General features: G+C 62.7%; 18 protein-coding genes and 1 pseudogene. 7 read left to right on the top strand and 12 right to left on the bottom strand.

Annotation, left to right across the window (positions count from 1 at the left end; genetic code table 11):
- Positions 1-250 precede the first annotated feature (250 nt).
- From AC5P6X_RS03180 to AC5P6X_RS03170, 3 genes are all read right to left on the bottom strand, one after another.
- Entirely contained in the window at positions 251-880 is a 630-nt protein-coding gene (locus AC5P6X_RS03180; protein ID WP_495215336.1) for a hypothetical protein, read from the bottom strand.
- Between the two features lie 369 nt (positions 881-1,249).
- Complete coding sequence (locus tag AC5P6X_RS03175; protein WP_329756977.1) at positions 1,250-1,621, bottom strand: hypothetical protein; 372 nt, start codon at positions 1,619-1,621, stop codon at positions 1,250-1,252.
- Between the two features lie 49 nt (positions 1,622-1,670).
- A complete protein-coding gene (locus AC5P6X_RS03170; protein WP_329756976.1) occupies positions 1,671-2,273 on the bottom strand; it encodes a DUF998 domain-containing protein in 603 nt (200 codons plus the stop codon).
- 631 nt (positions 2,274-2,904) lie between these two features.
- Here AC5P6X_RS03170 and AC5P6X_RS03165 point away from each other — a divergent pair.
- From AC5P6X_RS03165 to AC5P6X_RS03150, 4 genes are all read left to right on the top strand, one after another.
- The gene (locus AC5P6X_RS03165; RefSeq protein ID WP_108270652.1) at positions 2,905-3,261 is read left to right on the top strand and encodes a hypothetical protein; all 357 of its coding nucleotides are present in this window, start codon (positions 2,905-2,907) and stop codon (positions 3,259-3,261) included.
- A 45-nt stretch (positions 3,262-3,306) separates the two neighbouring features.
- Positions 3,307-3,903, top strand: coding sequence for a cold-shock protein (locus tag AC5P6X_RS03160; RefSeq protein WP_108270653.1), 597 nt, complete (start codon positions 3,307-3,309; stop codon positions 3,901-3,903).
- Positions 3,904-4,003: 100 nt separating this feature from the next.
- A complete protein-coding gene (locus AC5P6X_RS03155; protein WP_199908836.1) occupies positions 4,004-4,666 on the top strand; it encodes an imm11 family protein in 663 nt (220 codons plus the stop codon).
- A 41-nt stretch (positions 4,667-4,707) separates the two neighbouring features.
- A complete protein-coding gene (locus AC5P6X_RS03150; protein WP_108270655.1) occupies positions 4,708-7,407 on the top strand; it encodes an XVIPCD domain-containing protein in 2,700 nt (899 codons plus the stop codon).
- Positions 7,408-7,506: 99 nt separating this feature from the next.
- Here the strand turns inward: AC5P6X_RS03150 and AC5P6X_RS03145 are convergent, their stop codons facing one another.
- Complete coding sequence (locus AC5P6X_RS03145; protein ID WP_049454269.1) at positions 7,507-8,265, bottom strand: carbon-nitrogen hydrolase family protein; 759 nt, start codon at positions 8,263-8,265, stop codon at positions 7,507-7,509.
- A gap of 262 nt (positions 8,266-8,527) precedes the next feature.
- Here AC5P6X_RS03145 and AC5P6X_RS03140 point away from each other — a divergent pair.
- Positions 8,528-8,926, top strand: a pseudogene (locus tag AC5P6X_RS03140) (magnesium chelatase domain-containing protein); the annotation flags it as partial.
- A 181-nt stretch (positions 8,927-9,107) separates the two neighbouring features.
- Here the strand turns inward: AC5P6X_RS03140 and AC5P6X_RS03135 are convergent.
- From AC5P6X_RS03135 to AC5P6X_RS03125, 3 genes are read right to left on the bottom strand one after another with little or no spacing between them, the layout of a single operon-like run.
- On the bottom strand, positions 9,108-9,926 hold the full coding sequence (locus tag AC5P6X_RS03135; RefSeq protein ID WP_138464138.1) for a hypothetical protein: 819 nt from the start codon (positions 9,924-9,926) through the stop codon (positions 9,108-9,110).
- A 12-nt stretch (positions 9,927-9,938) separates the two neighbouring features.
- Positions 9,939-13,955: an RHS repeat domain-containing protein gene (locus AC5P6X_RS03130; protein WP_425523932.1), complete on the bottom strand. Its 4,017-nt coding sequence runs from the start codon at positions 13,953-13,955 to the stop codon at positions 9,939-9,941.
- 13 nt (positions 13,956-13,968) lie between these two features.
- On the bottom strand, positions 13,969-16,617 hold the full coding sequence (locus AC5P6X_RS03125; RefSeq protein WP_099605014.1) for an RHS repeat domain-containing protein: 2,649 nt from the start codon (positions 16,615-16,617) through the stop codon (positions 13,969-13,971).
- 414 nt (positions 16,618-17,031) lie between these two features.
- Here AC5P6X_RS03125 and AC5P6X_RS03120 point away from each other — a divergent pair, with 414 nt between their 5' ends.
- Positions 17,032-18,531 carry a YifB family Mg chelatase-like AAA ATPase gene (locus AC5P6X_RS03120; protein WP_108270656.1) on the top strand — a complete coding sequence of 500 codons (1,500 nt, stop codon included), beginning with the start codon at positions 17,032-17,034 and terminating at the stop codon, positions 18,529-18,531.
- Between the two features lie 195 nt (positions 18,532-18,726).
- On the opposite strand, the gene AC5P6X_RS03115 is transcribed toward AC5P6X_RS03120, so the two are convergent.
- From AC5P6X_RS03115 to yidA, 3 genes are all read right to left on the bottom strand, one after another.
- Complete coding sequence (locus AC5P6X_RS03115) at positions 18,727-19,113, bottom strand: hypothetical protein (protein ID WP_108270657.1); 387 nt, start codon at positions 19,111-19,113, stop codon at positions 18,727-18,729.
- A 108-nt stretch (positions 19,114-19,221) separates the two neighbouring features.
- On the bottom strand, positions 19,222-21,540 hold the full coding sequence (locus AC5P6X_RS03110) for a TonB-dependent receptor (RefSeq protein ID WP_329756975.1): 2,319 nt from the start codon (positions 21,538-21,540) through the stop codon (positions 19,222-19,224).
- A gap of 365 nt (positions 21,541-21,905) precedes the next feature.
- Entirely contained in the window at positions 21,906-22,739 is an 834-nt protein-coding gene (gene yidA, locus AC5P6X_RS03105; RefSeq protein ID WP_088436445.1) for a sugar-phosphatase, read from the bottom strand.
- A gap of 149 nt (positions 22,740-22,888) precedes the next feature.
- On the opposite strand from yidA, the gene AC5P6X_RS03100 reads away from it, so the two are divergent.
- The gene (locus AC5P6X_RS03100; RefSeq protein WP_012481491.1) at positions 22,889-23,539 is read left to right on the top strand and encodes an exopolysaccharide biosynthesis protein; all 651 of its coding nucleotides are present in this window, start codon (positions 22,889-22,891) and stop codon (positions 23,537-23,539) included.
- Between the two features lie 147 nt (positions 23,540-23,686).
- Here the strand turns inward: AC5P6X_RS03100 and AC5P6X_RS03095 are convergent, their stop codons facing one another.
- Both AC5P6X_RS03095 and AC5P6X_RS03090 read right to left on the bottom strand, forming a co-directional pair.
- Positions 23,687-24,997 (bottom strand): PQQ-dependent sugar dehydrogenase, encoded by a 1,311-nt coding sequence (locus AC5P6X_RS03095; protein ID WP_123959175.1) that lies wholly within the window; start codon positions 24,995-24,997, stop codon positions 23,687-23,689.
- Complete coding sequence (locus AC5P6X_RS03090; protein ID WP_005411469.1) at positions 24,990-25,430, bottom strand: DUF2231 domain-containing protein; 441 nt, start codon at positions 25,428-25,430, stop codon at positions 24,990-24,992. The genes AC5P6X_RS03095 and AC5P6X_RS03090 overlap by 8 nt, the downstream gene beginning before the upstream one ends.
- Between the last annotated feature and the right edge of the window lie 136 nt (positions 25,431-25,566).

Below are 25,566 nucleotides of genomic sequence, written 5' to 3'. Positions count from 1 at the left end.
TCGGCCAAAAGCGGACGCCCCCGCCAATGCTCTGCCACGCGAGGGCGAAATTCCATCCGTTGCCATCGGTCGCCAGTGCCGACCGATCCAAGTGAAGAACTCGCCCCGAAATTATCCGCATTTGCCCACACTTTTGCGGGGCTGCAAGTGGTCTGCGTCCCGCTCAAGAAGCGCGGCGGGGATAAGAGTATGCACCGCAGGCGAAGCTTGTTCAGCGCTGATCTGCACCCTGATGCGAGCGTGCAGACGCTCAACTATCGCCTAGTGGGCAGTGATTAAGAATTGTGCTGCCGTCAGTGGTGATTGACCATTTCAAGCTTGCTCCTCCACCTGCGTACACCGCGTCAACCTCCCATGCGAGGAAACCGGAGGCTTGAAGTGCGAAGCGGCGGCTTTCAGCGACATCCTCTATGCTTCCCCTCTCGGCGAGATCCCTCAGGTCGCCAAGAAATACGCTGAGCACCATGTCTGAAAGGCGATCAAAGTCTGAGGCCGGAATCTTGCGCCTTCCAACAGCGACGAACAGATCGGCCAGCATCTTTGGTTTTTGTAGTGGGTCCGCACGGTCGAGCTTGTCCAGCAGCAACTCGCCTAACCGCTCTCGCTTTGCTTCTGTTCCAGCGAGTTCGTCGACGACACGAGCGCGTTCGCTGGCCGATAGGCTTTCAACGCCGACCAGGAACCGGGCTACCTTGGCGGCATACAAACGATCACTTATCGCCGCCGCTCCCTGACGTACGGCAAGCACAACGGAGACCACGGGTATCTTACCCAGGACGTTCTCGTCTAGCGCCGCTTCCCATACTGCCGAGGCCACATCCGTTGTAAGGCTGGCGGTGGGGCCGGCGAGAGCGCCTATCAGGTCGGCAGGAATCTTCATACGACTAGTGCCTGGGGGTGAGTTCGGATGAGTTTTAACACGCTATCTCGGTAAGTTCTGTCCCTCAGCTCGTACTTGGGGCAGTTCGTCCAGAAAAATGTCGACTATCCAAGAGAAGAGTTGCCTGAAGAAGATCACTCTCATCCGAGGCTCATCTTTCCGCTCAAGGCCAAGCGTGGATCTCCGCCCCATCCTCGATAAATCGTCCTAACCCGCTAGAGCGCGCAAGGTCTGCTCTGGGTCCAAAGCGAACGTCAACCGGCTCAGCTGCCAAGCCATCCCAATGTCCGGTCCCGCCCAGAAGCCAACAATAAAGAATCAGGCCACGCCGCGAATCTGCTTGGACTCAAACGAACAATTTGGGGGCCGCTACTTGCACATCTCCAACAGATCCTTGTCTTCATGCTGCTGCTCCCACGTGGAGAGAAAACAGAAGCTCACACCACTTCGCGTGGCAGCCTTCTGAAACCCCGCCAGTTCTTCCTTCGTGACCGGATACTCAACCGGATCAAAGTGCAGAAGTCCCCAGGGCTTGACGAAAAAGAACCCAGGCAGGAGTTCCGAGAAGATCGCCTTGAGCTGGGGCTGGAGAATGGAGAAGTCCTTGATCGGACCGGCGCGATTGCCAAGTGCGTGGCACTGGCGACGAATGGTTCTGTCTCCGCCGACCACGCGGGCAATGAAGTGATCCTGATGCGCTTGAACGTAGATCAGCTGACGGCGAAAAATCCTCATCGCCATCTCAACTCCACACGCTCAATAGTCGTCCATGTGCCGGCATGCCTTTCCATCAAAGCGCCGGCTGCGTCCGCAACGCACTTGCCCCCCTGCGCACCAGATGCAGCGCAACCAGAAATGGCCACAGCGAGTTGATCGACGAGAACACGCGCTGGGTCAGCCCCCTGTACCCCTCCGGATCCACTCCCACCACGTTCAACCAGAGATAGACAATCCCCGCGACGCTCACCGCAGCGGTCACGGCGTACGCCCTTCGGTTGGCCGACCACGCGCTCAATTCGATGTGCGACATCGCCGGTGCAATGATGTTGGCGATACCGATGGTGTAGAAGCCGTGCATCGGATGGCCCATGGGCCAGAGCCCGTTGGTCAGCATGGAAATGCCAAAGACCAACCAGGAGATTGCACCTACTGCAATCCGGCGACCGGACTCCCGCCATACCCCGATGGAGAGCGCCACGAAGCCCATACCGGAGCCGATAGCCGCAATCCTGCCGCAGATGCTTGCAAGCGTTGGCGCCTGCAGCAGCTCGCTGGCGTGCTGGGCAAGCGGGTTGTAACCCGGCGCGAACAGGGCAGCAACGCTGGTCCAGAACAGGAACCACGGAAGCGGGAGCAGACCCGCAGACAGAAGAAGTCGATTGCGGCGTAACACGTCCAGTGATCCTTGTAGCGGCCTGCGCCAGTGGGTGGAGGTCCGTTCAAACGCCGCAGAACCTTCCTGCTGCGGGCAGGACAGTTCCTGGTGACTACAACGGTAGTCAGGTTCTGCGTGACGCCCCACGGGGTCAATAGGCAGAAAGTCACTCACGCATGGAGGCGAATTACGCGGCATCCATCAGCGACCGTCAGACCAATGCTGTCGCATTTGCCGCGCCCTACATCTCTGACGGAAGGTTCTGACGACTCCGTTCCAGAAGTGCCGCTGCGCCTAGCACACCAAGGCTCTCGCCCCTTTCCACGCTATGCGACAATGCCAAAAGCGTCTCGGGTTTTGGCGGCATTGACCCCTACCCGTTGGCATTCCGAACAACAGCAGGTAATCGTTACTGCGCCACCGTGCATCGGTGGTCGGGACTCGAAAACCCGGATTGCTAGACGTAAGTTTGCGCTTGCCAGCCGGCACCACCGCGCGTGGTGCCGGCTGGCAATCCGTCTGCCGGCTATGGCGGGCGGGGCGTGGGGGCCTCGTGCCCGCCGGCTTTGTCTAGCAACCGGTTTTCGAGCCACGCTCTGCCCGCCACCTTTATCGGTGGCGGCTTCTGCCTGCTTGCACGGAGCCCGCCATGACCACGCCGCACTCCCCTCCCCCGCGCCCGATCCAGGAAGCGCCGTCACGCGCTTCGGCCCCAGACCGCAACAGCCTCATCGCAATCCTGCACGCCATCGGCGCGGGCGCTGCGGCCGACGGCCAACCCTGGCCCGAGCAGCATCACCTGCGCAGCCGGCAGATGGCGTTGTCCGACGCCGACTGCGCGCTCACCGGCCAGCGCATCGTGCAGGAGATCCTGCTGGCGGCCGAGCGCACGCGCCAGAACAGTGAGCCTGAGCAGTACGTGGGCGACCGGGTGATGGAGGGGCTGGTGATGGCCGATCTGGCGCTTACTGCGTTCATCCACGAACGGGTACGGCCCAAGGACTGAGCGCGCTTGTGGCGCGTACGTTTCTGCCTGTGTCTGGGGTGACAAATGAAGAACCACGGCCTTGCCGCTGCGGCGGTGTGCGCCTCGATCATGGCGGCGGTGTGGATGGGGTGGCCCGAGCCTGCGGGCGATCAGGTATGGGCCTACCAGAAGCTGCGGCCGGCCGATTACCGCCTGCTGCACAGTGATGCACTTGGCTTCGTGACCGCGAAGGCCCACGAGGGCTTTGAACTGCACGCGCGCCATGCCGGGGCGACGTCCTTCGAGATCCGGTGCAAGGGCGTGCTGGTGATGGACGTGGAGAACGCGCCCTCGCGCGTGCTGATCCGCATGCCTGCCGATGCACGGTGGCGGGCGCCGGACATCGAGCGTCTGCGCACCAGCTTCGAGCGTTGGCTGGATCTGCACCAGAGCCAGGGGCGGTTGCTGGTGGAAAGCGCGGGGCCTTCGTGGGTTGAGGCACGGCTTGGGCGCCTTGACAGGTCGGTGCCTGATGACCAGCGCTGCGTGTTCAGGGACCCAGGCCACCCTCGGCTGGAATCTCCCTCGTCATTCCGCCTATCCAGCACACCATTGCAGGCAGTGGAAGGAATGGCAGCATCATCCTCGGCATTGCTCCGAAATTCCAAAAGAGCCGCGTGAATCACGTGCCCTCGGCACCGTTTCGGCGCAACTTGTGGCTGCGCAGAAGCCCCGCTAGCATCGGCTCAACGGTTTTTCCCGTTCTGCCCCCGCATCCATGATGGAAGCCCCCGTGACCGAATCGACCGCCACTGAAGTTTCAGCCGAAGCCGCATCTCACAAGGGCGAATTCTTCCTGATCGACGCAGGCTTGCTGAGCAGCGGCGGGGTTCCCGGTATAGAGATCGCCAACGAAGACAAGCTGATCGATCCGGGGATGAATGTCATCTCGCGTCCTGATGGAACGCCAGGCCAGTATCCGGAGCGCCCCCACCTGGTTCATGTGCCCGAGAAGGGCGCAATGCCACGCGATCTGGAAGAGCTCGCTGGCATCTGGATTGTGTCGGAGCCGTTGAAGCAGCTGTTTGAGCAGATGGACCCCCAGGCGTTTGCCTTTGTGGCCTGCGACTTCAGCCTTGCCGACGGCAGCCCCGGGCCCCAGTACTACCTGGGCAATGTGCTGCGCAGGCTCGACGCTCTGGATGAAGCCTCGTCCCGCGTGAGAATCAAGCTCGACCACAATTATCAGACCGGCGAGGACGAGAAGCTTTACAGCCTTGTCGGCGGCGCCAGCCTGGTGTTCAAACAGGACGTTGTGGGCGATGCCCATATCTTCCGCCAGGATCGTATGGGCGCACCGCCCATCTGCGACCGCGCGATGTTTGATGCATTGAATGCCGCCAACTTCTCCGGCGTACGGCTGCGCGATGTAGCCGATCTCTAGGACGAGCTCCTTCAAACGGATTCTTGAATGAGGTGGTGCGCATGGCCGACACACCGGTTTTCCAGGGACACCATCTGATCGAACAGAATGCGTTCGAACAAAGCCAGCTGCTGAAGTCGCTTGCCAGGAGTGGTCATTTCACGCTCCACGGTTCCGACAACATCCTCAACCTGCCCGCGAACCCCGCGCTGGCAACCCGGTTGGGTATCTCGCCGCACTCGGGCGGCCCGTTGAGTGCGTACTCGGATCAACTGAAGTTCGTTCTCGACGATCTCGCAGAAACCTACGACGGCCGAGCGCTGCTGGCGAAGGATTCTGCGCCGGATGTGCGCGCTGCCGCCGCCGAGCGTATGGGTGCCCGCATCCAGAACCTGGAGTTCACGCTTCGCGCCGGCATCCTCAACGGCGACCTGGTCACCAACACGCCGGAGAACATGACCCCGGCCGAAGCCAACGCCAGGATCCGCACCTTCTTCGCCGATCTGGACGGCTACCAGCGCACCCACGCCGCGCAGATTGCGGAACTGAAGACCCTCAACCCGACCGAGTTGCGCTGGCGCGGCGTCACCCACTCCGAAGCCAACGTGACGGCGGCACTGGATGCCATCGACCAATCCGGCAACTCCACCCTGAGCGAGCGCTGGGGGGGCCGCGCATCGTTGGGCACCGCAATTGAGGAGGCCAACCAGGGCGGCCGCCTGCCGCTGAGCGAGCACACCGCGGCCCGCGTGCGTACGGCGTTCAACCCGGAGATGCCACTGACCATCGTGCGCCCTGGCCCGACAACCACGTCTCCGGAACTGGCCGGCTCTGCTGGGCGCGCTGGCGCTGCGGAAGGCGCCGCCGAAGCTGCCGCCGCGCGCGGACAGATCACCGGCGCGCGCGTACTCGGGGCCGCGGGTGTTGCCGCACTGGCCGTGGACTTCGCCATCACCGGCCACCGCGTGGCCGAGTTGCACAGCGAGGGCAACAACGCCGGCGCAAAATCCGCGGCCACCCACTTCGTGGGGCGCACTGCAGGCGGCTTCGGTGGCGGCTTCCTGCTGGGCGCGGGGTACGGATTGTTCACCGGATCGTGGACCGGGCCAGGTGCGCTGGCTACCGGGCTGCTGGGCGGCGTGGCCGGTGGCTTCGGCGGTGAGTACTGGGCGCAGTACCAGGACAAGAAAGCGGTTTACACCCAGGTGGACCGCAGCGGCAACGAATGGAGCCGCGATCCGGAAGATGCCAAGGGCACCTGGAGCCGCAGCGTGCGCACGCCGCAGCCCGACGGAAGCTACCGCGAGACCACCATGGTCGCCGGTGGCCGGCTGGCGGATGAGCTGAACTACAAAGCCGCCAACGACTCGTATTCACTGGGCATGGCCAACCTGCCCAAGCCGCAGAACCCCTTCAAGCTCGATGCAGGCGGCGAGAGCGCGCCGCCGCGCGAGCCGTTTGAAACCAACCGCCACTACGTGCGCAATCCGCACAACGGCGAATGGAACCTCTCCATCCACGCGATGATTGATGGACGCGTCCCTTTTGACTACAGCGTGCCTGTCGGCCCGGAAAAGTCGGGCCAACTGGAACGGGAATCGCAGCGCATCATTGCCCAGAACGCCTTGAACACGCCGGAGGCGCTTGCCGCCCGTTACCAGGTGGCGTTCAACCAGTACAACTGGCACGAGTTCGCCACCATTGAGCCGGTACCGGAGGTGATCACCAACGCGCTGACCCAGACGCAGCCCCTGCGCGCTTCCAACGGCGAGAAGTACACGCAGGACGCCAACGGGCAGTGGCAAACGCCGGGTTGGGTGTATGGCACCAACCCGGCCGAGGGCAGCATCGTCGAGGAGCTCAATCGTACGCGCCAGAGCCAGCAGGCCGGCGTACAGGAGCTGACGTCCATGGCCGACATCGCCCGGGCCAACCCCACGCCAACCGAATACGGCCTGCGCAGTCAGGTGGTGGACGCCTACCGTAGTGCCGGCATTGTGCGCAGTGCCGAAGAGATTGATGACGCCGTAGCCGCCGTTGCCCAGGATCACGCACGCGCCGTGCCCGACTTCGGTACGTTCATGCTGCAGGTACAGAAGGATGGCTCGCTGGCCACACTGGCCGGGAAAGATGACGAGCGCATGCAGATCGTCTGCGTCACCACGCCACAGGAGATTGCCCAGGCACACGTGCAGCGCTCGACCGCGGAGCAGCAGCCCGCGGATGCCCTGCCGCGCGCGCCAACTTCACCTGAGCCCGCACCGAATGCATCGCCGCCACACACCTCCAGGCCTGCCACGCAGCACGACGCTGACGTAGACCGGCGCCACGGCACGGCCCTGCGCCCAGATGGCAGCGGGCTGTTGGAACAGCTGCGCTCGTCGGTAGCCATGCTGGATGAGAAGAACAACAAGCCGTGGGACCAGAGCAGCGACCGCCTGCTGGCCAGCGCCTACCGGCTTGCAGCAGAAGCCGGGTTCAAGCCCGGCGACCAGGTAGACATGGCACTGAGTGAAGCCACCGAAACCCGTGCTGCGGGCGCCACGCTGTTCGTGACGCGCTCAGGACCGGGCGCGTCATCGGACCCCGCCGCCAACCGGGTGCAGATGCCAACACAGGAGGCCCTGGCGGTCGCACCGGAGCAGCAGTATGCAGCGGCCAACCGGAGCCTCGGCGCTCAGGATCGGGAGCAGTCGCAGCAGCTGGCGCAAGCGCAGGAACGGCAGCAGGAAGAGAGCCGGCAGGGGCCGCGGTTGGGTTGATGGCAACGTGACGCTTGGGTTCTTCATGAGAACGCCAGGGTTCCTGCCTGGACGGAATCAGGCGAATGCTCCCTCCGAACATCTCAAGCCTTCCGGGCGTCAGCCCGCACTCCCGAGCGTGCCCATTGCTGGGAGTGTCACGGCACTACCGCTCTGATCTGCGAGGTCATACACCACCAATGCCTCGTCTCCAGTTCCGGCGCGGCACTTCAGCGCCCCCCTGTTGTCCCAGGCGGCGGACCCTCCCGTCATCTCGAATCCATCGGCATGGCCCACGCCGTTGCATACCAACACGTTCATCCCAAGCTCCCGCGCGACTGTTGCGTAGTGGCGGTGAGCCCGCTCCATACCGATCATGTTCTTTGCAACACTGGCAACGTAGACCGTCGCTCCCGCGTCCTTGGCCCGCAATGCACTTTCCATCTGTAGCGACTCGAAGCAGATGGCGGGGACAAGAATTTCCTCTCCAAGGGTTACTGACAGGGACGTGGTTCCTGCCTTGAAATAAGGCAGTTCGTCGGCATGCAGCATCTGCTTGGTGTAGACAGCCGGTGCCTGACCGCTGCGGAAGACGAACATGCCGATCTCCGGCCCATCGTTGCCGCGGTACGGCCCGCCGACTGCGACCAGAATCTGGTGCCGATCGCTCAGAGACTGGAATACCTCCAGATGCGCGTCATCTGGGGTCATTGCCAGCTGTTCGGCCAACCGTGGCTCATAGCCGGTCAGCGACATCTCCGGAAAGAAGACCGCCGCACCGCCACACGAGACGGCCCGTTCAATGAAGTGCACGTGCCGTTCGATATTGCCATCGATGTCGCCAGGAGCTGATCGCATCTGTGCTGCAACTATCTTCATTCCATCCTCTCTACTCAGACGCAGGCCGAAGCAAGAACCACCTCGTACGCTGATTATGCAACCGCCGGTTGAGTGCCTCCATCGGGGATCGAGGCGCGATCGGGTTGCTTCAGCGAGGCGACTCCTGATGCGCAGCGACATCTGTTCAGGGAAAGGGATCGCCCTTGACCGGAATCCCCTTAGCCGTTTCACCCGCAATGCCCGATGGCGCCGTGCCGAATGCCTGCCGCACCATCGAACATCCATCCGCAGGAATCCACACATGAGCCTGGCGCTGGTCCACAGCCGTGCCCGCGCCGGGGTCGATGCCCCGCTGGTGCGGGTAGAAGTGCATCTCTCTGGCGGCCTTCCTGTCACCCAGATCGTTGGCCTGGCCGAAACCAGCGTGCGCGAATCCCGCGAGCGTGTGCGGGCCGCCCTGCTCTGCGCTCGCTTCGACTTTCCACAGCGGCGCATCACCCTGAATCTGGCGCCCGCCGACCTGCCAAAGGAAGGCGGGCGCTACGACCTGGCGATTGCCTTGGGCATTCTTGCGGCCAGCGGCCAGGTCGATCCACAGTCGCTGCTTCAGTACGAATTCCTGGGCGAGCTTGGCCTGACCGGTGAACTGCGGCCGGTGGTGGGCGCGCTGCCAGCCGCGATTGTGGCGGCCGAGGCCGGCGCAACCTGATGGATTGGACCCAAGACGATGGCGGCAGCCCCCACTCCGGGCACCACAGCGCCAGTGCGGCGGCACTGGTGGCAAGTGGCAAGTGGCAAGTGGAAATCCACCATGCAGACGCGCTTGTCACATTCCTCAATATGACCATGCTCTGAAACACCGCCTAACTGCTCTGTAAAGTCTATCCTGCCGGCGCACAAGGCCAGAGCTCGACACCTCTCAATCCTGCAGCTCTGATGGCGTTCGCTACTGTCGCACTCACAATCATTGCGTTCGCCGACTGATGCTCGACCCCGAAACGCTGCGAACTACGGAAGATCGGCACATCTGGAGGGTTCTTGATTGACGGGAAAAAGCCGCGGTCATGCCATTGGTAGCGTTCTCTGCCGCATTTCTCGCAACGAACTCCCTCCAGCTCACCCATACATAGCGGAACCACAGGCCCAAGATCGAGTTGAACAACCTCATCCAAGAGGCTTCCTCTGGTGTCCTCAACCGGAAGCACTCCGATACCCAGGGGGCGAAGATGTTCTGACCAAACGGAAGTCTGCATGAAGCAAGCTTCCTCTACCCAATTCAGCTTCAGAAAGGCATTCCGCCCCCATTTCAACGTCTTCTTGATCCGGAACGGCGCCACCTGAACTGCGCCTTCGCCACATTTTGGGCATCGCGCGCTCAGGTCGTATACCTGCTCAAGATACAGAAAATCTCTTTCTGGCTGCGGGTAGCCGCTGGCGTGGACAACCTGAAGCGCGCAGTGTGCGGCTTCCGAAATCTCCGCAGCAGTAAACTCCGTAGTCACAGAAGTTGCACCATTCCACGAGCGAATCAAGCTACAAGCTTCACTCCACCCTGGCGCACCTTCCAAAGCAAAGCTCACAGCAATGCCACCGACTTCAGGACGAGGATCAGCCGGGGGCTGAACCTTCAAGCCTAGAGCACGGAGCTGCAAAGCACGTGCCTCACTCCAAGTGAAAGCAAATCGATACTTGATCTTCATGTCACGATGCTATCAGAGTCCCAAAGACTTAAGAATGGCGGGATGATTGGCATAAATTGACCTTGCGGCGTCCATTATCTGGGCTTGGCTCGGTGGCGGCCTGCCATACGGAAACATCGATCGCCACTGGTTGGTAAAGACCTGATGCTCCGTTCTAGTCACCACAACCGAAAGCATTTCACCCTCCTTCACTTGCATAACACCTGCAAACCGCTTCTCAATAAGATGGTGAACTTGTAACCCAGACCCTGTACCCACCATTCTCTTCAGAGAGTTGTAGGATGCAATGCCAAACTCACCCGCACGCGAGAGATTCCCAAAGCCTCTCGCTGCATTGCCCCCACGCAGCACTACCATGATGGAGGCGAGCTTGAGGCCACCAGCAGCCGTTGATCCCGTTGGAGAGTTCATCAACGGAACGACGATCGCCTCCGACACGGCATCGAAATCGGTCAAGCTCCCCTGTCCGATGAAGAAATTCCGTTCAGAAAAATACTCCTCAATGGCGCCCAGGCCTGTAGCCTTGACGGTCTCCGCAGGCGCGGGGGCGTTGGGATCGTGCTGTGGCACTCCGCCAGGTGTCGGCGACGGCGCACCGGTCAGGTTTGCCCCGGCGAACCAGCTGCCATTGCACATATGTGACCCGGTTGCCTGGTCACACGCGCCCGTGGGATCTGAGAATCGGAATGGGTTGTTGCTGGCGTATCGATAGCGATTGAAATTTGGCCCTCCGGAGGTGCTAGCAGCTAACGGATCGGGAGAAATGAACCTCGCCAGTTGTGGGTCGTAGTAGCGCCGCCCCATGTAGACCAGTCCCGTGTCGGGGTCTGCAAGATGGCCTGAGTAGCCTGGAATCTTCGCAGCAGGCGCCGCGTCTGCCTCGCCATACGGTGACCAGAAGTGACGCGTCAGCACCTCTCCATTAGCCCTGCTCGTTGCCACCAGCGTATTGAGTGCATCGTGATGAAGATAGGTGAGCGTTGCGCCCGTGGCAGAGCTGGTGCGAATAGCCAGCAGTCTCTTGCCGAGGTAGATGTAGTCAGACGTTTCCCCACCTTGGGTGGACTCGATCAGCTCCCCACCCACGAGGTACTGCCAGGAGCGATCCAGATCACTCGCCAAGAAGCCAAGTTCACCGCCACCGCGCTCTGGAATGGATACCTCCCAGTTGTGGCTAGCCGTGATGGGCGTCTTGCCCAACATGGGTGAAGCTTCTGATGTCGGTGCCGACGTTGATGCTGTTGCGTAAGCACGCAGTCCGGCTCCGTCGTAGAAGTATTTCTGCACATCTCCGGCGGAACGGAGCTGGCCACCCATGTCGTAGGTGAACGTCTGGCCATTACGTACCGCCAGATTGCCTGCCACGTCGTAGGAGAAGCCAGAGACGCCGTTACCGCTGGGGTCCCGCAGCAGTTCCAGGCGATTGCGGGTGTCGTAATGGAACGTGCGCTCCCGCTTCCCTGGCAATCGCATCGAGACGATGTTGTCCAACGTGTCATAGCCGAACGTGTACTGCCCATTCCCACCAAATGCCGGCGCGCGGGCCTGAATCAATCGATCAAGGCGATCGTAGCCCAAGCTGATCTTCCAGGAGTCGCCGCGTACGGCATCGCTGATCTGGCTGATGTTTCCCGTCGCGTCATAGCTGTAGTTCAGATCGACCATGCCACTGTCAACGATGCGGCTGGTCAACTGTCGCGCATTCTCGGTTACGCCACGTACGATGCCATTGCCGTAGGTCAGCGCGGCGGTTTCACCACTGGGGAAGTAGGCGATGTTGCTGGCGAGTACGGCGCCCGTGCCATCCTGTAGCCGCACGGGCTGGCCCAGAGCATTCAAGGATTGCTGGACGGAGTAGCCATCAGGGTAGTCCGTACGAACATGCTGACCCATGTGGTCATAGCCAAATGCCAGCGTTCGGGCGCTCGCGCTGCCTATGACACGGCTCTGACTGACCACCGACCCGAGAGAGTTGTAGGTACGGGTGGTCACCACTGGCACACGGTCCTGATTGAAGACCCTCTCAGTCTTCAGCTGGCCCGTAGGTGTGTACTCAAGCTGCTGATCACCCAGACCATCGGGATAGACCACCGTCTGCAGGCGATTGCTGGCATCGTAGTTGCGTGAAACGCGGCGCGCTGCAATCTGCGGCGCCTCACGGTTGCATTCGGTCAGGCTGGGCAACTCCAGCCCGCTCGCACTCCAGGCAAGATTGCCGGCCGCATCGTAGCCAAACACGGTCGCCCCGGTTTCTGGCTCAATGACCTTGCACAACCGAAGGTTGTCGTCGTAGACGTATCGCCGGGCCACGGTCGGGGCCGGATTGTCTGGATTGACTGGCAAGGTAGGAGCGGCTTTGGCGGTGGCCGCCGCCTGGGCAATCGCATCACCCGCAACCGAAAGCGTGAATCGATTCGTGCCGGCGCCAATCGGCACCACGATGGAACCGCTCGCTCCGCTGCCGACCACAGAACCGCCATCACGCTTGAGTTCTGCACGGGAGTCCGTGGCCGACCAGGTCAGGGTGACGTTGCAGGTCTGCGCACCAGCTGCAATCTGGCACATCGCAGGGGACACAGACAGAGTGCCACTGGGCGCTGCGGGAACGACGAACGCACCGGAACCGCCAATGGTGTTGTTGGGTTGTCCAACGGGGGAAATTCCATGGACATAGATCGGTTGCCCAGCCCGCTGGCGGCGCTGCTCATTGCTCATTGGAAGCGAGAAGCGATGATTGCCTCCGGCCTTGCAGGACGTAGCCACGGCCGGCTCACTCGCCAAATCGGCCTTACCGGTCAGGAAGATCGTCCCGCCACTGCCGGCGGCTCCACCGGTGTAGACATGAATTTCGATCGACGAATCAATGCCCGTCGAACACGCCCACCCTCGGATCTGACCGTCGCTGGTGACGCCATCGATATTGCCGATTACCTTGGACGGCGGCCCGTTGACGGTGACCTGGACATTGTCACTTTCCCGACCAAACCACTCTTTGCCCTCTTCCAGCAATCGCCATTGGAAGCTGTAGACGCCCGGCAATGAAGGAGCTACCACATCGAATTCAAAGAACGCAGGCAGCTGTGGACTGACGTCATTCGGCATTGGGACCCGCGCTCTGCCCCACAGGACATTGTCATTGGGATTCCAGGAGCCCAGTGCATAGCCCGCAGACGCCGACCACGTGGTATTGCCCGTATTGACGAACTTCAGCTTGACGCGATAGGTCCGCCCGGCCTCCATGCTGGTCGGGACTTCTTGCTCATACATGACGCCGCGGTTGAGCCTTCCGGTCGTCTCAAAGGTCTGCTCGCTGCTGGTGCTACCAAAGCGAACACCATTGCGGTTCATCTGCCATTGGAGCGTTGTCGGCCCGTTCTCACTGGCCGCTACTCCGTTGAACGCAAACGTTGCTGTGCCGCCCGGAGCCACGTCGTGGGGTACAGCAACCTCGGCAATTCCTAGCTTCGTAGCGCTGGAAACGTAGCGCTCGGCCTGACCCAGTCGATAGCCCTCCCCTGCTCGCCAAGTTGTGTTGCCCGTGTTTCGGAATATGACAGTACCACTGAATGGAATTCCTCTATCGGCCGAATTAGGCCAGCTTGCGGAAACGTACTCCGCGCCGTCAAAAGGGGTTGGCGGTGCCGCCACCGTGACCGTGATCGTGGGTGAGATTAGTTGTCTGGAAGACTCATTGCCGTTGAAGTTGCGCACGCCAAATGCCTTGTAGACATATTGATACGTGCCCGCTGACAGGCCGTTCTCGGTATAGGTCCCGTTCGGAAGTCGGGAGATCACTTGGCCATTGCGCGTGAGCTGTATGTCTTCCAAATACTCGGCTTTGGGGCCAGTGCTTGTGACGCCACTTTTGAGCTGCAACTGATAGGTTGCTGGTGCCGTGTAGGAGGTTTGGGCTGGCCCCGTAAGTTCAATCCAAGCGTCAGCGTGTGCCACCTGGCACAGGAAGATGATCATCAGCCCCAGCAGAACAGCTGCGGCCGTGCGTAGTTTTTCAGTGTTCACGAATGCCATCCTTGACGTGGTTTCAGTTTGCGGACTGGGCCACTTCGGTAGTCAGGCCAAACGCATTCCGTTTTATGCTGACCTTGCTGCCATCGGCACGAATGATCTGCGCAGGCTTCCCGTAGTCCGGGCCTTCAAACGCATCGAATCGGGTGATGGTCTGATGGCCGAGTGGATCCACGACTGTGGTGGTGGCATTGCTGCTGTAGCCAATGGTTGTAATCAGCAGGCCCTGCTCGCTGTCCTGGGACGAAGAGGTCTTCCGCCCCAGCGCGTCGTACTCGGTCCAGGTACCGGTCGCCACCGTGCTATCGCGTGAAGGATAAGAGGTGAACGTCAGGCGACCTTCGCTGTCGTATGCGTTCCTGACCCATCGCTGCGTGCCGGCGACGTTGTTTGCATCGTATTCGCGCACCAGGAGCGGCTGCCAGAGTGCGTCGAGATAGGTTTCCTGACGCCGTGCCCCTTGGGCGTTATCGACTCGCCAGTGCCCCGGCGAAAGGCCGTACTCATCGGCCGCGACCTGACGGAATGAGATGGTAGTCTTGGCCCACTGGTTCTCATCGACCGGCGGTTGGACTTCGCGCACGCGACCCATCGGATCGTGCAGATAGGAAGTAGTCCTTTGTAGCGCGTCCGTGGTGGAAGTGATCCACCCGTTTCCATCTGCCGACATGCGATTGGTGGTGCCATCGGGATTGATGACCAATCGCGGCACGCCGCGATACCAGTCTTGGATCTGCGTTTCGTTCCCCTTTCCATCGCGCACTGCACTGATCGTGCCATCCGCCGCATAAGTAACACTCTGCAGCAAAGCCCCGGCCCGATAGACGGCATTCGGCTTGGCCATACCGTCATAGGCGTACTGTGTGGTGATCTTTCCCGACGCAGCCTCCTTGACACTCAGCACCTGATCCAAGACCCAAGGGCTGGCCGTATCCAGATGCTCTCGTATCTCAGCCTTGGTACCAGAAGGACCGGTATAGCTCACGCGTGCCGGACGGGCCTTGCGATCGAAATCGCTGTAGACCACGCGGTAGGTATCGCCATCTTGAGAGAATGTGCTTTCACTGAGAGCGCTCAGCATGCCCGCCAAGAACTGACCCGCTTGGACCCCGATAGAATGCCCGACCCGCGTCCTGAACGGACCGGTCTCGGAACCGAACGTATAGGTGTAGAGCTCGTCACGCTGCACTTGGCCAGCTGCGTCCAGAACCTGCTTTTGCATGAGCTTTCGCTCGTTCAGAGCTGGATTGGCACCGTAGCGCTCGCGAATCTGCGTTCCATCCGGCTTGGTCAGGCTGGACCAGCGGCCGCTTCCCGGCAACTGCAGGTTGTAGCTTCGCGTAGTGACCATCGGAGACAGTCCGGGCCCGGTGATGGTGCGCTTCTTCAAAGACCAGGCTTGGTAGTGCGAGGGTGTCAGTCCATTGCAAGGATCGGAGCGAATGAACAACTCCATTTCAAAGTCGAATATGCCTCGGGCACCCGAGGGGGCGACCACCGTCATCTGCGTAGGAGGGGGCTCACTACCGGCCCGTATTTCGCACCCGCCCTCATCGTCGGCTTTACGGATAGGGAAACTGGACTGGAGGCGTCCGCGATGACTGTAAGCCCACGCCGAGCCATCCGGAAGCGTGACCTGGGACAAGCCGCCGTCGTTCCCGTCCGTGTCGCCAACATACGAATACCGCCATATGCGCCCATTGGCTTGCACGCTGGTCACCCGACCGTCGCCGTCATAGCTCAGGTCAATCCGGCGACCGTCGCTGGACTCAATGTTAGTGAGTTTGTCTCCGTTGTAACTATAGGACACCCAATTCCCATAGCGGTCCTCCACACGCGACGCCAGAAGATAGACCCGCTTACGCCCCACCGAACGATTGGCAGCGCCATCACTGAACTGAGCTGTTGCATAGGGTCTTTCCACACCCCAGTCGAAGAAGTACTTCTTCCCATCCGGGGTGTGCCCAATAAACGCCTCGCCCGGATATCCATTTCGTGTTGCAGCCAAACAGGTGAACCGTGCTCTCGAAGCCGTCATCCACTTGGGCGCCTCCAAGCCTGGTGCCGTGGCATGGGACGGATCGTCGGCAATCAGAAGCTCCTCGCCATTTCCGCCATGCCACTTCACGTCAATGCCGAAGCCGATATTGGTATAGCCCCAGGTCTCCAATAGGTAGGGCGCCTTATTGACCGAACAACGCTGTGTGGTCTGCGCCCCTGGATCGCCCGTAATCCATCCAGCCCCCTTGGTCCATACGCCCGACATGTGGGGAACGACGATTTCCCAATCGTCAAACAGCGTCAGCCCTTTGGCCTCGCTATAGCGAGATCCTCGGTTGACGGCCTCAACTCCGAAGCGGCGGGCGATGCTGACCGGAAGGTCGAAATTGCCAGGTATGGACACGTCTTCAACAAGGAACTCGGTGCTGCCGTCGAAGCCGGAAGTTCGATCCCCGAATACCTCATCTGCGGATATGGCGGCAAGCGACTGCGCGCTTTTTACCCTCTTCTCATACTCTTGATAGTTGAAGAGTCCATCCTGGGCTGAGACGTGGAACCCGACTCCCAGCGCAAGTGCCAAGCCGACGATGAGCGAGCAAAGCGGCGAGCCCGGATAAACATTGCAGGGAGCATTTTCCCCCCGCCGGTCCTTGGCAGAAATCATGTCCGTTACATCCTTGGATGAAGGGCGACAAACGACTCAGCTTCCGTTCATGCGGATGATTACTCCAACTGAAGTACCCTTGTCAAGACCTGATCTTCATGTTCGGACTTCCTCAGTTCAATCAGCAGTCGCCCTGTTGGGTAGCCAGCATGATCGATGCAGTCTGGCGAGTGCCGGATAGCGAACGCGCGCGCATCAGCTTCGAGCGTTGGATGAACTCTCAGCGGAAACTGGGACGGTTGCTCTAGGAAGACGCAGAGCCACTGTTGGTCGAGGCGTGCTCTGGGTGCTCTGGCGAGTGTGCACCCGGCGAACACCGGCCAGAATCCTCCTAGCCACTTCACCAGCAATTCCCGATAGCTCCCCGCAGCGCACCTGCCGCACCATCAAGCGTCTCTCTGCAGGAACCCAATCATGAGCCTGGCACTGGTCCACAGCCGTGCCCGCGCCGGGGTCGATGCCCCGCTGGTGCGGGTGGAAGTGCATCTCTCTGGCGGCCTTCCTGTCACGCAGATCGTGGGCCTGGCCGAAACCAGCGTGCGCGAATCCCGCGAGCGCGTGCGTGCCGCCCTGCTCTGCGCACGCTTCGACTTTCCACAGCGGCGCATCACGTTGAATCTGGCGCCCGCCGACCTGCCCAAGGAAGGTGGTCGCTACGACCTGGCGATTGCCTTGGGCATTCTTGCGGCCAGCGGCCAGGTCGATCCACAGTCGCTGCTGCAGTACGAATTTCTGGGCGAGCTTGGCCTGACCGGTGAGCTGCGGCCGGTGGCCGGTGCACTGCCGGCCGCGATTGCCGCCGCTGAAGCCGGTCGCATCCTGGTGGTACCGCCGGGGAATGCCGCAGAGGCAGCTTTGGCCGAGCATGCCGATGTGCGTGTAGCGCGCACACTGCTGGAGTGCTGCGCCGGGTTGGGCAATCCGCGCCTGTTGCCGCCCGTGGAACGCGTGGACACGACACCGTTGCCACTGCCCGATCTGACCGACGTGCGCGGGCAGGCGCATGCACGACGCGCATTGGAAGTGGCTGCCGCCGGTGGGCACCATCTGTTGTTGATCGGCAGTCCTGGCTGCGGCAAGACACTGCTGGCCTCGCGCCTGCCCAGCCTGTTGCCGGATACCGAAGAGACTGAGGCGCTGCAGCTGGCCGCGATTGCATCGGTGAGTGGCGAAGGACTGGACCCACGACGATGGCGGCAGCGGCCCTTTCGGGCACCGCATCACAGTGCCAGTGCGGCGGCGCTGGTGGGTGGGGGCAACCCGCCCTGCCCCGGTGAGATATCACTGGCCCACCATGGAGTCCTCTTCCTTGATGAGCTTCCAGAGTGGAACCGCAGCGCACTGGAAACCCTGCGCGAGCCACTCGAGTCCGGCCACATCCGCATCGCCCGCGCGGCACGCAGCGTGCAGTACCCCGCGCGGTTCCAACTGGTGGCCGCGATGAATCCCTGCCCGTGCGGCTGGGCCGGTGACCGCAGCAACCGCTGCCTGTGCAGCGACGAACGGATCAATCGCTACCGCGCGCGGGTGTCTGGCCCGTTGCTGGACCGCATCGATCTGCATATCGGCGTGACGCGGATGGACGCGGTGGAGCTGCGGGAGAGCACGCCGCTGGGTGAGCCCAGTGCTGCGGTACGCGCACGGGTGGAAGCCGCCCACGCCCGGCAGCAGGCGCGTGGCGCGCTCAATGCGCATCTGCCGCCAGCGGCGCTGCGGGCGTGCACGAAGCTGAGCGAGGCCGATCAGGATCTGTTGGAGCAGGCCATCGAGCGTCTGCAGCTTTCGGCACGTGCGATGCACCGGATTCTGCGGGTGGCGCGCACGATTGCTGATCTGGCGGGTTGCGAAGTGATCCAGACGGCGCATCTGGCTGAGGCCATTGGCTACCGGCAGCTGGACCGGGGAAAGCCCTAGAAGCACCGTCCCGAGTGGTCGTTGGTAGAGTCGACTGTTAGTCGACTCGCGCGCGAAGCGCGGTATCTTGGTGGGCCGACGCGAAGAGCAGTCGACTAACAGTCGACTCTACCAGGAGCGGGTCATGGCGACGGATGGTGCGATGATGCCGGAGCGGGTCATGGCAGCTCGGCACGCCGGGGCCGCCCCCGCGCATCACGCCGCGGAATCCACCCGCCCACGCTTCGCCAGCAGCGCCACCCGACGGCTGACCAGCGCATGGAGCTCCGCCAGCTCCGACGCCCGGTCAGCCGTCATGTTCCCGCCAAACAGCACCCGCGACAACGCCGCCTCGTCGCTGTCCTCCGGGTGCTGCCACCGGTCCCGGTACACCTTCTGGCACACCAGCCAGGCCAGCCGCAGCCCCCCACCGGGCAACGGACGGACCACGCGCTCGTAGACGTGCCAGAACTGGTACTCGGCCTGCAGGTCGATCACAGGCGTCACGGACGGCGCCAGCCGGGGCCGTCCCGGGCTCCGGATGTCGAACAACGGTGATCGCGGGTTGTACTGAGCCATGCCGACAGGATGACCCAGCAACATTGTGGGAACCTTGCGCCGCCGCCAGAAAATCCCTGTTGATTGCCCAAGGGGGGGCCCGGTGGGTTTTGGGGGGGCCGCCAAGTGCATCCACGCATGGCGTGGATCTACCTAGAAGGTCATCGAGGTACTGAACATCAGCTGCCGTGGCGCGCTGCGCTGCAGGGTCTGGTAATCCCCCGAGAATGACGAGCCGGCAATGGTGGCGGTGCCGATGTTGTGGCGGTTGAACAGGTTGCTCACGTCCAGCCGCAGCTCCAGGCCGGGCACGGCGCTGTCCGCACCGAAGCGGTAGGCGGCATAGGTGTTGACCTGCCAGAAGGTCGGCACGCGGATGTCGTTCTCGTAGGTGAAGGGCTGGCGCAGGTACGAGGTGCTGGTGGCACCGAAACGCCAGTCACCGAAGTGGGCGGACAGGTCGCTGACCAGCGAGATCTGCGGGTAACCCGGCTGGGCATTGCCCTTGATCGGGTACACCGTGTCGCCCACCACGAAATCACTGTCGTAGTACGAACGGGCTACGGCCACGCCCTGATAGAACTGCAGGTGGTCGGTCAGGTCGGCGGTGATGCCGAGGTCGGCACCGATCACATGCATCTTCGGCATCAGCCGAACCGTGTTGATCTGCGCGAACTGGGTACCGATGGCAGCCGACAGCAGTCGGTTGCGGATGTCGTTGTAGAACACATCGCCGGTGATCGTCAGCCGATCGAAGCGATGCGAGGCACCCACGGTCAGGTTCCAGTTCTTTTCCGGGCGCAGCGTGCCGGCCACGCGGTCGAACTCTTCCTGGTCGGTGATGGTCCACGCCGAGGCGGTGTAGCCGATGTTGCCGCGCTGGGCCACGCGGTAGCCGTTCATGGTGTTGGCCAGGTCGATGAAGGCATCTGTGGATTCAGTCGGGCTCCAGAACAGCGAGACATGCGGCAGGAAGTTGCTCTTCGCGCGCAGCGTGCCGTTCACCGGACGATCCTTGGCGTCACCGAGGCCGCCGCCGCTGGTGCGGAAGTCCACGGCCTTGAAGCCGACACCCAGCTTCAGCGTGTCGTTCAACACGATGTCGTCCTGCAGGTAGAACTGGCGCGAGCGGGTCACCCAGCTCGATGCGTTGTCGGTCTTGAACGCAGGACCGTACACATCGAACGGGCCGGTGGCCTTCAGCGGCGGGCCCTCGCCCAGCAGTGGCTGCTGGTACCACTCGGTCTTGGCCGCGGCCTTGCTCTTCTCCTGCCAGAAACCGGCAGTGAAGGTGTGCGCGCCGGTCTCGAACTGCAGGTTGACCATGCCGCCCAGGCGGTTGAGGCGCGGCGTCTGTACCTGTTCGGAGAACGGTGCGCCGTTGGGCGACGGTACGGTCGGGTCGGTCAGCGTGGCCTGGGTGTGGCTGTTGGCGTTGTACAGCTGCACGTTGCCACTCAGCGCCGGGGTGATCTGGAAGCGATGGTTGATCGATGACACGCGGTCGCGGGTGGTCTGGCCGGTGTCGTACGGAATCAGTTCGGACAGCTCACCGCAGGTGTAGGCGCCGCAGGATTTGTCCGCGTTTTCCGGCGAGGCCACGTACCACGCCCACGCATAATCGGGATAGAAAATGTCGGCCTTCCAGCCCAGCTTGCGGATCATGTCGAAGGAGATGTTGTTGTAGCCCCAGACCTTGGCCTTGCTGTCGGACAGGAACACGGTGAAGTCACCCCAGGCGACGTCCTGCTGCAGCTTCAGGTCGCCGCGCAGGAAGTTCTGCGTGCCCTCGCCCTGGTACTTGTCGGCGGACACGCGCTGCAGGTCGACCAGCACTTTCGAGCCATGCTCACCGAGCTGGCCGCTCTGCCCGGACACGGTGGTGACCAGCGTGCTGTTGCTGCCCACGCCCTGCTTCACACGCAGGCTGGGCGTGTCCTGCAGGTCGCGCAGGCGGTATTCCAGGCTGCCGCCGTTGACGCTGCTGGAGAACACGCTGACCGGCGCACCACCGGGGCTGACTGTGATCGCGCCGATGCCATCGGGCACGCCCACATTCACCACGCTGGTGCCGGTGAGCGAGAGGAAGCCGTTGTCGTTCAGCGGCACACCCTCGAAGGTGATGCCCATTTCGTTCATGCGGAAGCCGCGCACGAACAGGCTGGTGGCCGAGATATCCAGGCCCAGCCCGTCGGTGGCGGTGTAGCTGGCACCGGGCACCTGTTTCAGCATGGCCAGGCCGTTGTTGCCGGTGACCATCGCGTCGAGGTCTTCGGCCTTGATGATGTAGCGGTTGGGGCCGACCACCTGGGTCGGTGCCACGGCCGCACCGCGCGGTGTGGCAATGACCTGCAGGGCATTGAGCGTGGTGGGCGAGTCGTGCGCGGCATCGTGCGTTTCTGCGGCGTACGCAGGTGCGGTGATGACCGCGATGATGGCCAGGGCGAGGCGCGTCGTGGGTGGGGTGTTCATGGCAGTAAATCCGTGTGCAGGGAGAGAGCGGCGCAGGCGCACGCCCAGCGCGTTGCAGCACCGGTGTCGGCGCCCTGGCTGGCGGTGCGATCGCGTTGAGAGGGTGACGGCGCGGAGCGTGCCGGTCAGTGGCAGAGGAAGACGATCATCTGCCGTGGGATTCGGCGGGGTGATTTCGACGTGCGGAATTCTTGCATCGCACTGCCGCATCCGCCATTGCGCCGTGGTACAGCGCCGATGGCGATGGGCATGGGTGGGATATACGTGGGTATAGCCCCGCCGTGGTAGAGGCCGACCTTGGTCGGCGCTTGCCGTTTGTGTGTGCCAACCAAGGTTGGCACCTACCAGAGCATAGAGACGCGCGGTTACTGCAGGACGAAGCGCTCAATGGCGCGCGCCACGCCGTCATCAGCATTGCTGCTGGTCTCAAACCGCGCCACCGCCTTCACCGCATCGATGGCATTGCCCATCGCGACGCTGGTACCGGCGTACTGCAGCATGGTCAGATCGTTTTCCTGGTCGCCGATGGCCATCACGTTGGCGCGGTCGATGCCCAGATGCTCGGCCAGCTTCTGCAGGCTCGGGCCCTTTCCCGCGCGGTGGTCGAACACTTCCAGGAAGTACGGCGCGCTCTTCAATACCGCGAAGCGCTCGGTCAGTTCGCTGGGCAGGCGCGCGATGGCGGCATCCAGTACCTCGGGCTCGTCGATCATCATCAGCTTGATGAAGGACATCGACGGGTCCATGTCTTCCACGCGGCGATAGGACAGCGGCATCCGCGAGAGATGCGAATCGGCCACGGTGTAGTAGCTGATGTCCTGGTTGGGCGTGTACATGCGCTGGCTGTCCAGCGCCTGGAAGTGCACGCCCACTTGGCGGGCCACCTGCTCGCAGAACAGGAAATCGTCGAAGCTGAGCGGATACTCGACCACGGTTTCGCGCGTGCCGATGCGCTGCACCAGGCCGCCGTTGCAGGCGATGCAGTAGTCGTCGTTGCCGGTGATGCCCAGCTCGTGCAGGTACGGCGCCAGGCCCGGAACCGGGCGGCCACTGGTCAGCACGATGTGCACGCCCAGCGCGCGCGCCTGCGCGATGGCCTTCCTGGCGCGTGGGGTGAGCTGGTGCGACGGGTCCAGCAGGGTGCCATCCATGTCGATGGCGACCAGTTCGATGGTCGATTGCCTGCGGCCCATGTCCATTGCGTTCAACTCATGCGGGGCACGCCAGTTTACCCCCTCATGCCCGGTTCACCTCTTTGCCCACGTTGGCCGGGATACTGCAGGAGCCTGTGCGTTCCCCACCGCAGGACGGCCCGCTGACCGCCCTTCCCTGGAGAAGCTTGCGACGCATGACCTACCGTGCCCCCGAAACCGACGACAGCGCCCCCCTGGCCCAGCAGATCGAGCAGATGATCGACGAGCTGCCCGGCGACCAGGTGCGCGTCGGCACCCTGCTCAGTGCGCTGGGCGATGAAGGCCTGTTGCTGATCGTGATCCTGCTCTCGGCCATCTTCATCATCCCGGTGTCGATTCCCGGGCTGAGTACGGTGTTTGGTGCCTCGATCCTGCTGATCGGCCTGAGCCGGGTGCGCAACCGCCCGCTGTGGGTACCGCAGAAACTGGCGCGCCGCGAGATCGCCACCGACAAGCTGAAGGCCAACCTCGGCCGTGCGCTGAAATGGGTGCACCGCATGGAGCGGCTGTCACGGCCGATGCGGCTGGCGGTGATGGTGCGCTCGAAGAAGATGATGCGCCTGAACAACCTGATGCTGGTGTTCGCGACCTTGCTGCTGATGGCGCCGGCCGGGCCGATTCCCTTCAGCAACACGCTGCCGGCATTGGCGCTGATGTCCTTTGCGATCGGCTTCATCCAGCGCGATGGTGCGGCGGTGGCTGCCGGTTATGGTTTCGTGGTGGCCACGGTGGTGTATTTCGGCGTGCTGCTGGGTGGCATGGGGTTTGCCGCCGAGTCGGTGTTCAGCGGGTTCCGGGCACGCTGAACCCGGTGGCTGAACCGGCAGGGCGGAGTCGACAGGGTAGAGTCGACTGCCCTTCGCTGCTCACCGGGGAAGCACGCGCTGCGCGTGCGAGTCGACTGACAGTCGACTCTACCGGATGTTCTTCGGCCATGGCTCGACGCTACACAGCTACTTGGCCGACACCCGCCACACCACGTCGCCCACGTCGTCGGCCACCAGCAGCGCGCCTTCGGCGTCCATCGCCATGCCCACCGGCGCACCCATCAGCGTCTTCTCGTCCTTCGAAGCGAAGCCGCTGACCACGGTCTGCGGTCGCCCGGTCGGCTTGCCGTCCTTGAACGGTACGTAGACCACTTCGTAGCCGCTCAGCGGCGAGCGGTCCCAGCTGCCGTGTTCGCCGATGAAGGCACCGCCGTGGTATTGCGGGGGCAGTGCCTGGCCGGTGTAGAACAGCAGGCCAAGCGGTGCCACGTGCGAGCCGATGGCGTAGTCCGGCACGATCGCTTTGGATACCAGGTCCGGCCGCTGCGGCTGCACGCGCTCGTCCACGTGCTGGCCGTAGTAGCTGTAGGGCCAGCCGTAGAAGCCATCTTCCTTCACCGAGGTGAGGTAATCCGGCACCAGGTCGGCACCGATCTCATCACGCTCGTTGGCCACGGCCCACAGCTGGCCAGTGCTCGGCTCCCAGTCCAGCCCGGTCGGGTTGCGGATGCCCGACGCGAAGATGCGGCTGCCACGGGTAGCTACGTCCACCTCCAGCACGACCGCGCGGCGGTATTCGACGGCCAGGCCATTTTCAGTAATGTTGCTGTTGGAGCCGACGCCCACGTACAGCTTGCTGCCATCGCGGCTGGCCAGCAGTTCCTTGGTCCAGTGGTGGTTGATGGTGCTGGGCAGGTCGGTGAACTCGCGGCCCTTGTCGGACATGCGGGTTTCGCCGGGCACGTAGTGGTACTGCATGATGTTGCCGGTGTTGGCCACGTACAGCGTGTCACCGATCAGCTGGATGCCGAACGGCGAGTGCAGGCCTTCGATGTAGACGTGCTGGGTCCAGGTGTTCGTGCCTGGCGAGCGGCGCAGCAGGGTGACCCGGTTGCCGCCCTTGCCAGCCTTGCCCGAGCGCGCCTTCACCTTGCCGGCGATCCACTGCTTGGGTGTGGTGACCGGCTCTTCGCCGGGGCCATTGCCTTCCACCACCAGTACATCGCCGTTGGGCAGGGTCAGCAGCCGGCGCGGGTGCTGCAGGTTGGCGGCGATGCGCTCGATCTTCAGGCCTTCGGCCACCGTGGGGGCCTGGCCGTCGGCCCAGCCAACGCCCTTGGGCACCTGCATCGGCGGCATCAGGAAGTTGGCCGGCTTGGGCAGCGGCGGCTGCGGGCCCGACTGGTCGGCCGGATGGTACTCGGCCTTGCCGGCGCAGGCCGACAGGGCGGCGGCCAATGCCAAGGCGGCGACGGTGGGCAGGATGTGCTTAGCCATGACGACCTCCCTGCAGCACCGGCGGCTGCAGTGACAGCAGGATCAGGCCCAAGGCGATCAGGGCCACGGTCAGCGCCGACAGGATCGTGCCCGGCACTGCAACGGCATACGCATCGCGGCTGTGCACGAAGGCGTTCCAGATGGCCAGCACCACCGCGACCAGGTTGAGGAAGAAGTCGATGCGGTCGATACGGGTGGCCGTGCCGTTGCGGCGCCAGACCGCGAACAGGTTGATCAGGCGCGGAAGGATGGCGATCAGCAGGCCGAAGGTGATCAGCCAGGCGGCGGCCTTGCCCCACATCACCTCGGCGCTGTTGAGGTAGATAGCGTCGAAGATCAGTGCACCGACGAAGAAGCCGAAGGGTATCGGGTTCAACAGGCTGAACAGCGTGGTGCCGAGGCCGCGATGGGCCTGGGCGAGCGGATTGACCATCATCGTGCTCCGTGCGGAAGGGTGCACGGGCTGTAGTAGCACAGCGGGCTGTGAGGGCGCGCGATGACACCTGGTAGATCCTCGCCGTGCGTGGATGCAGGTGCCAATCAGGATTGGCGTCCGCCAGATGCGGGGC

The sequence above is a fragment of the Stenotrophomonas sp. YJH_SMC_40 genome (genome assembly GCF_059368615.1).
The sequence above is the reverse complement of the archived record's forward strand: the minus strand, read 5'-3'. Positions and strand labels throughout refer to the sequence as shown.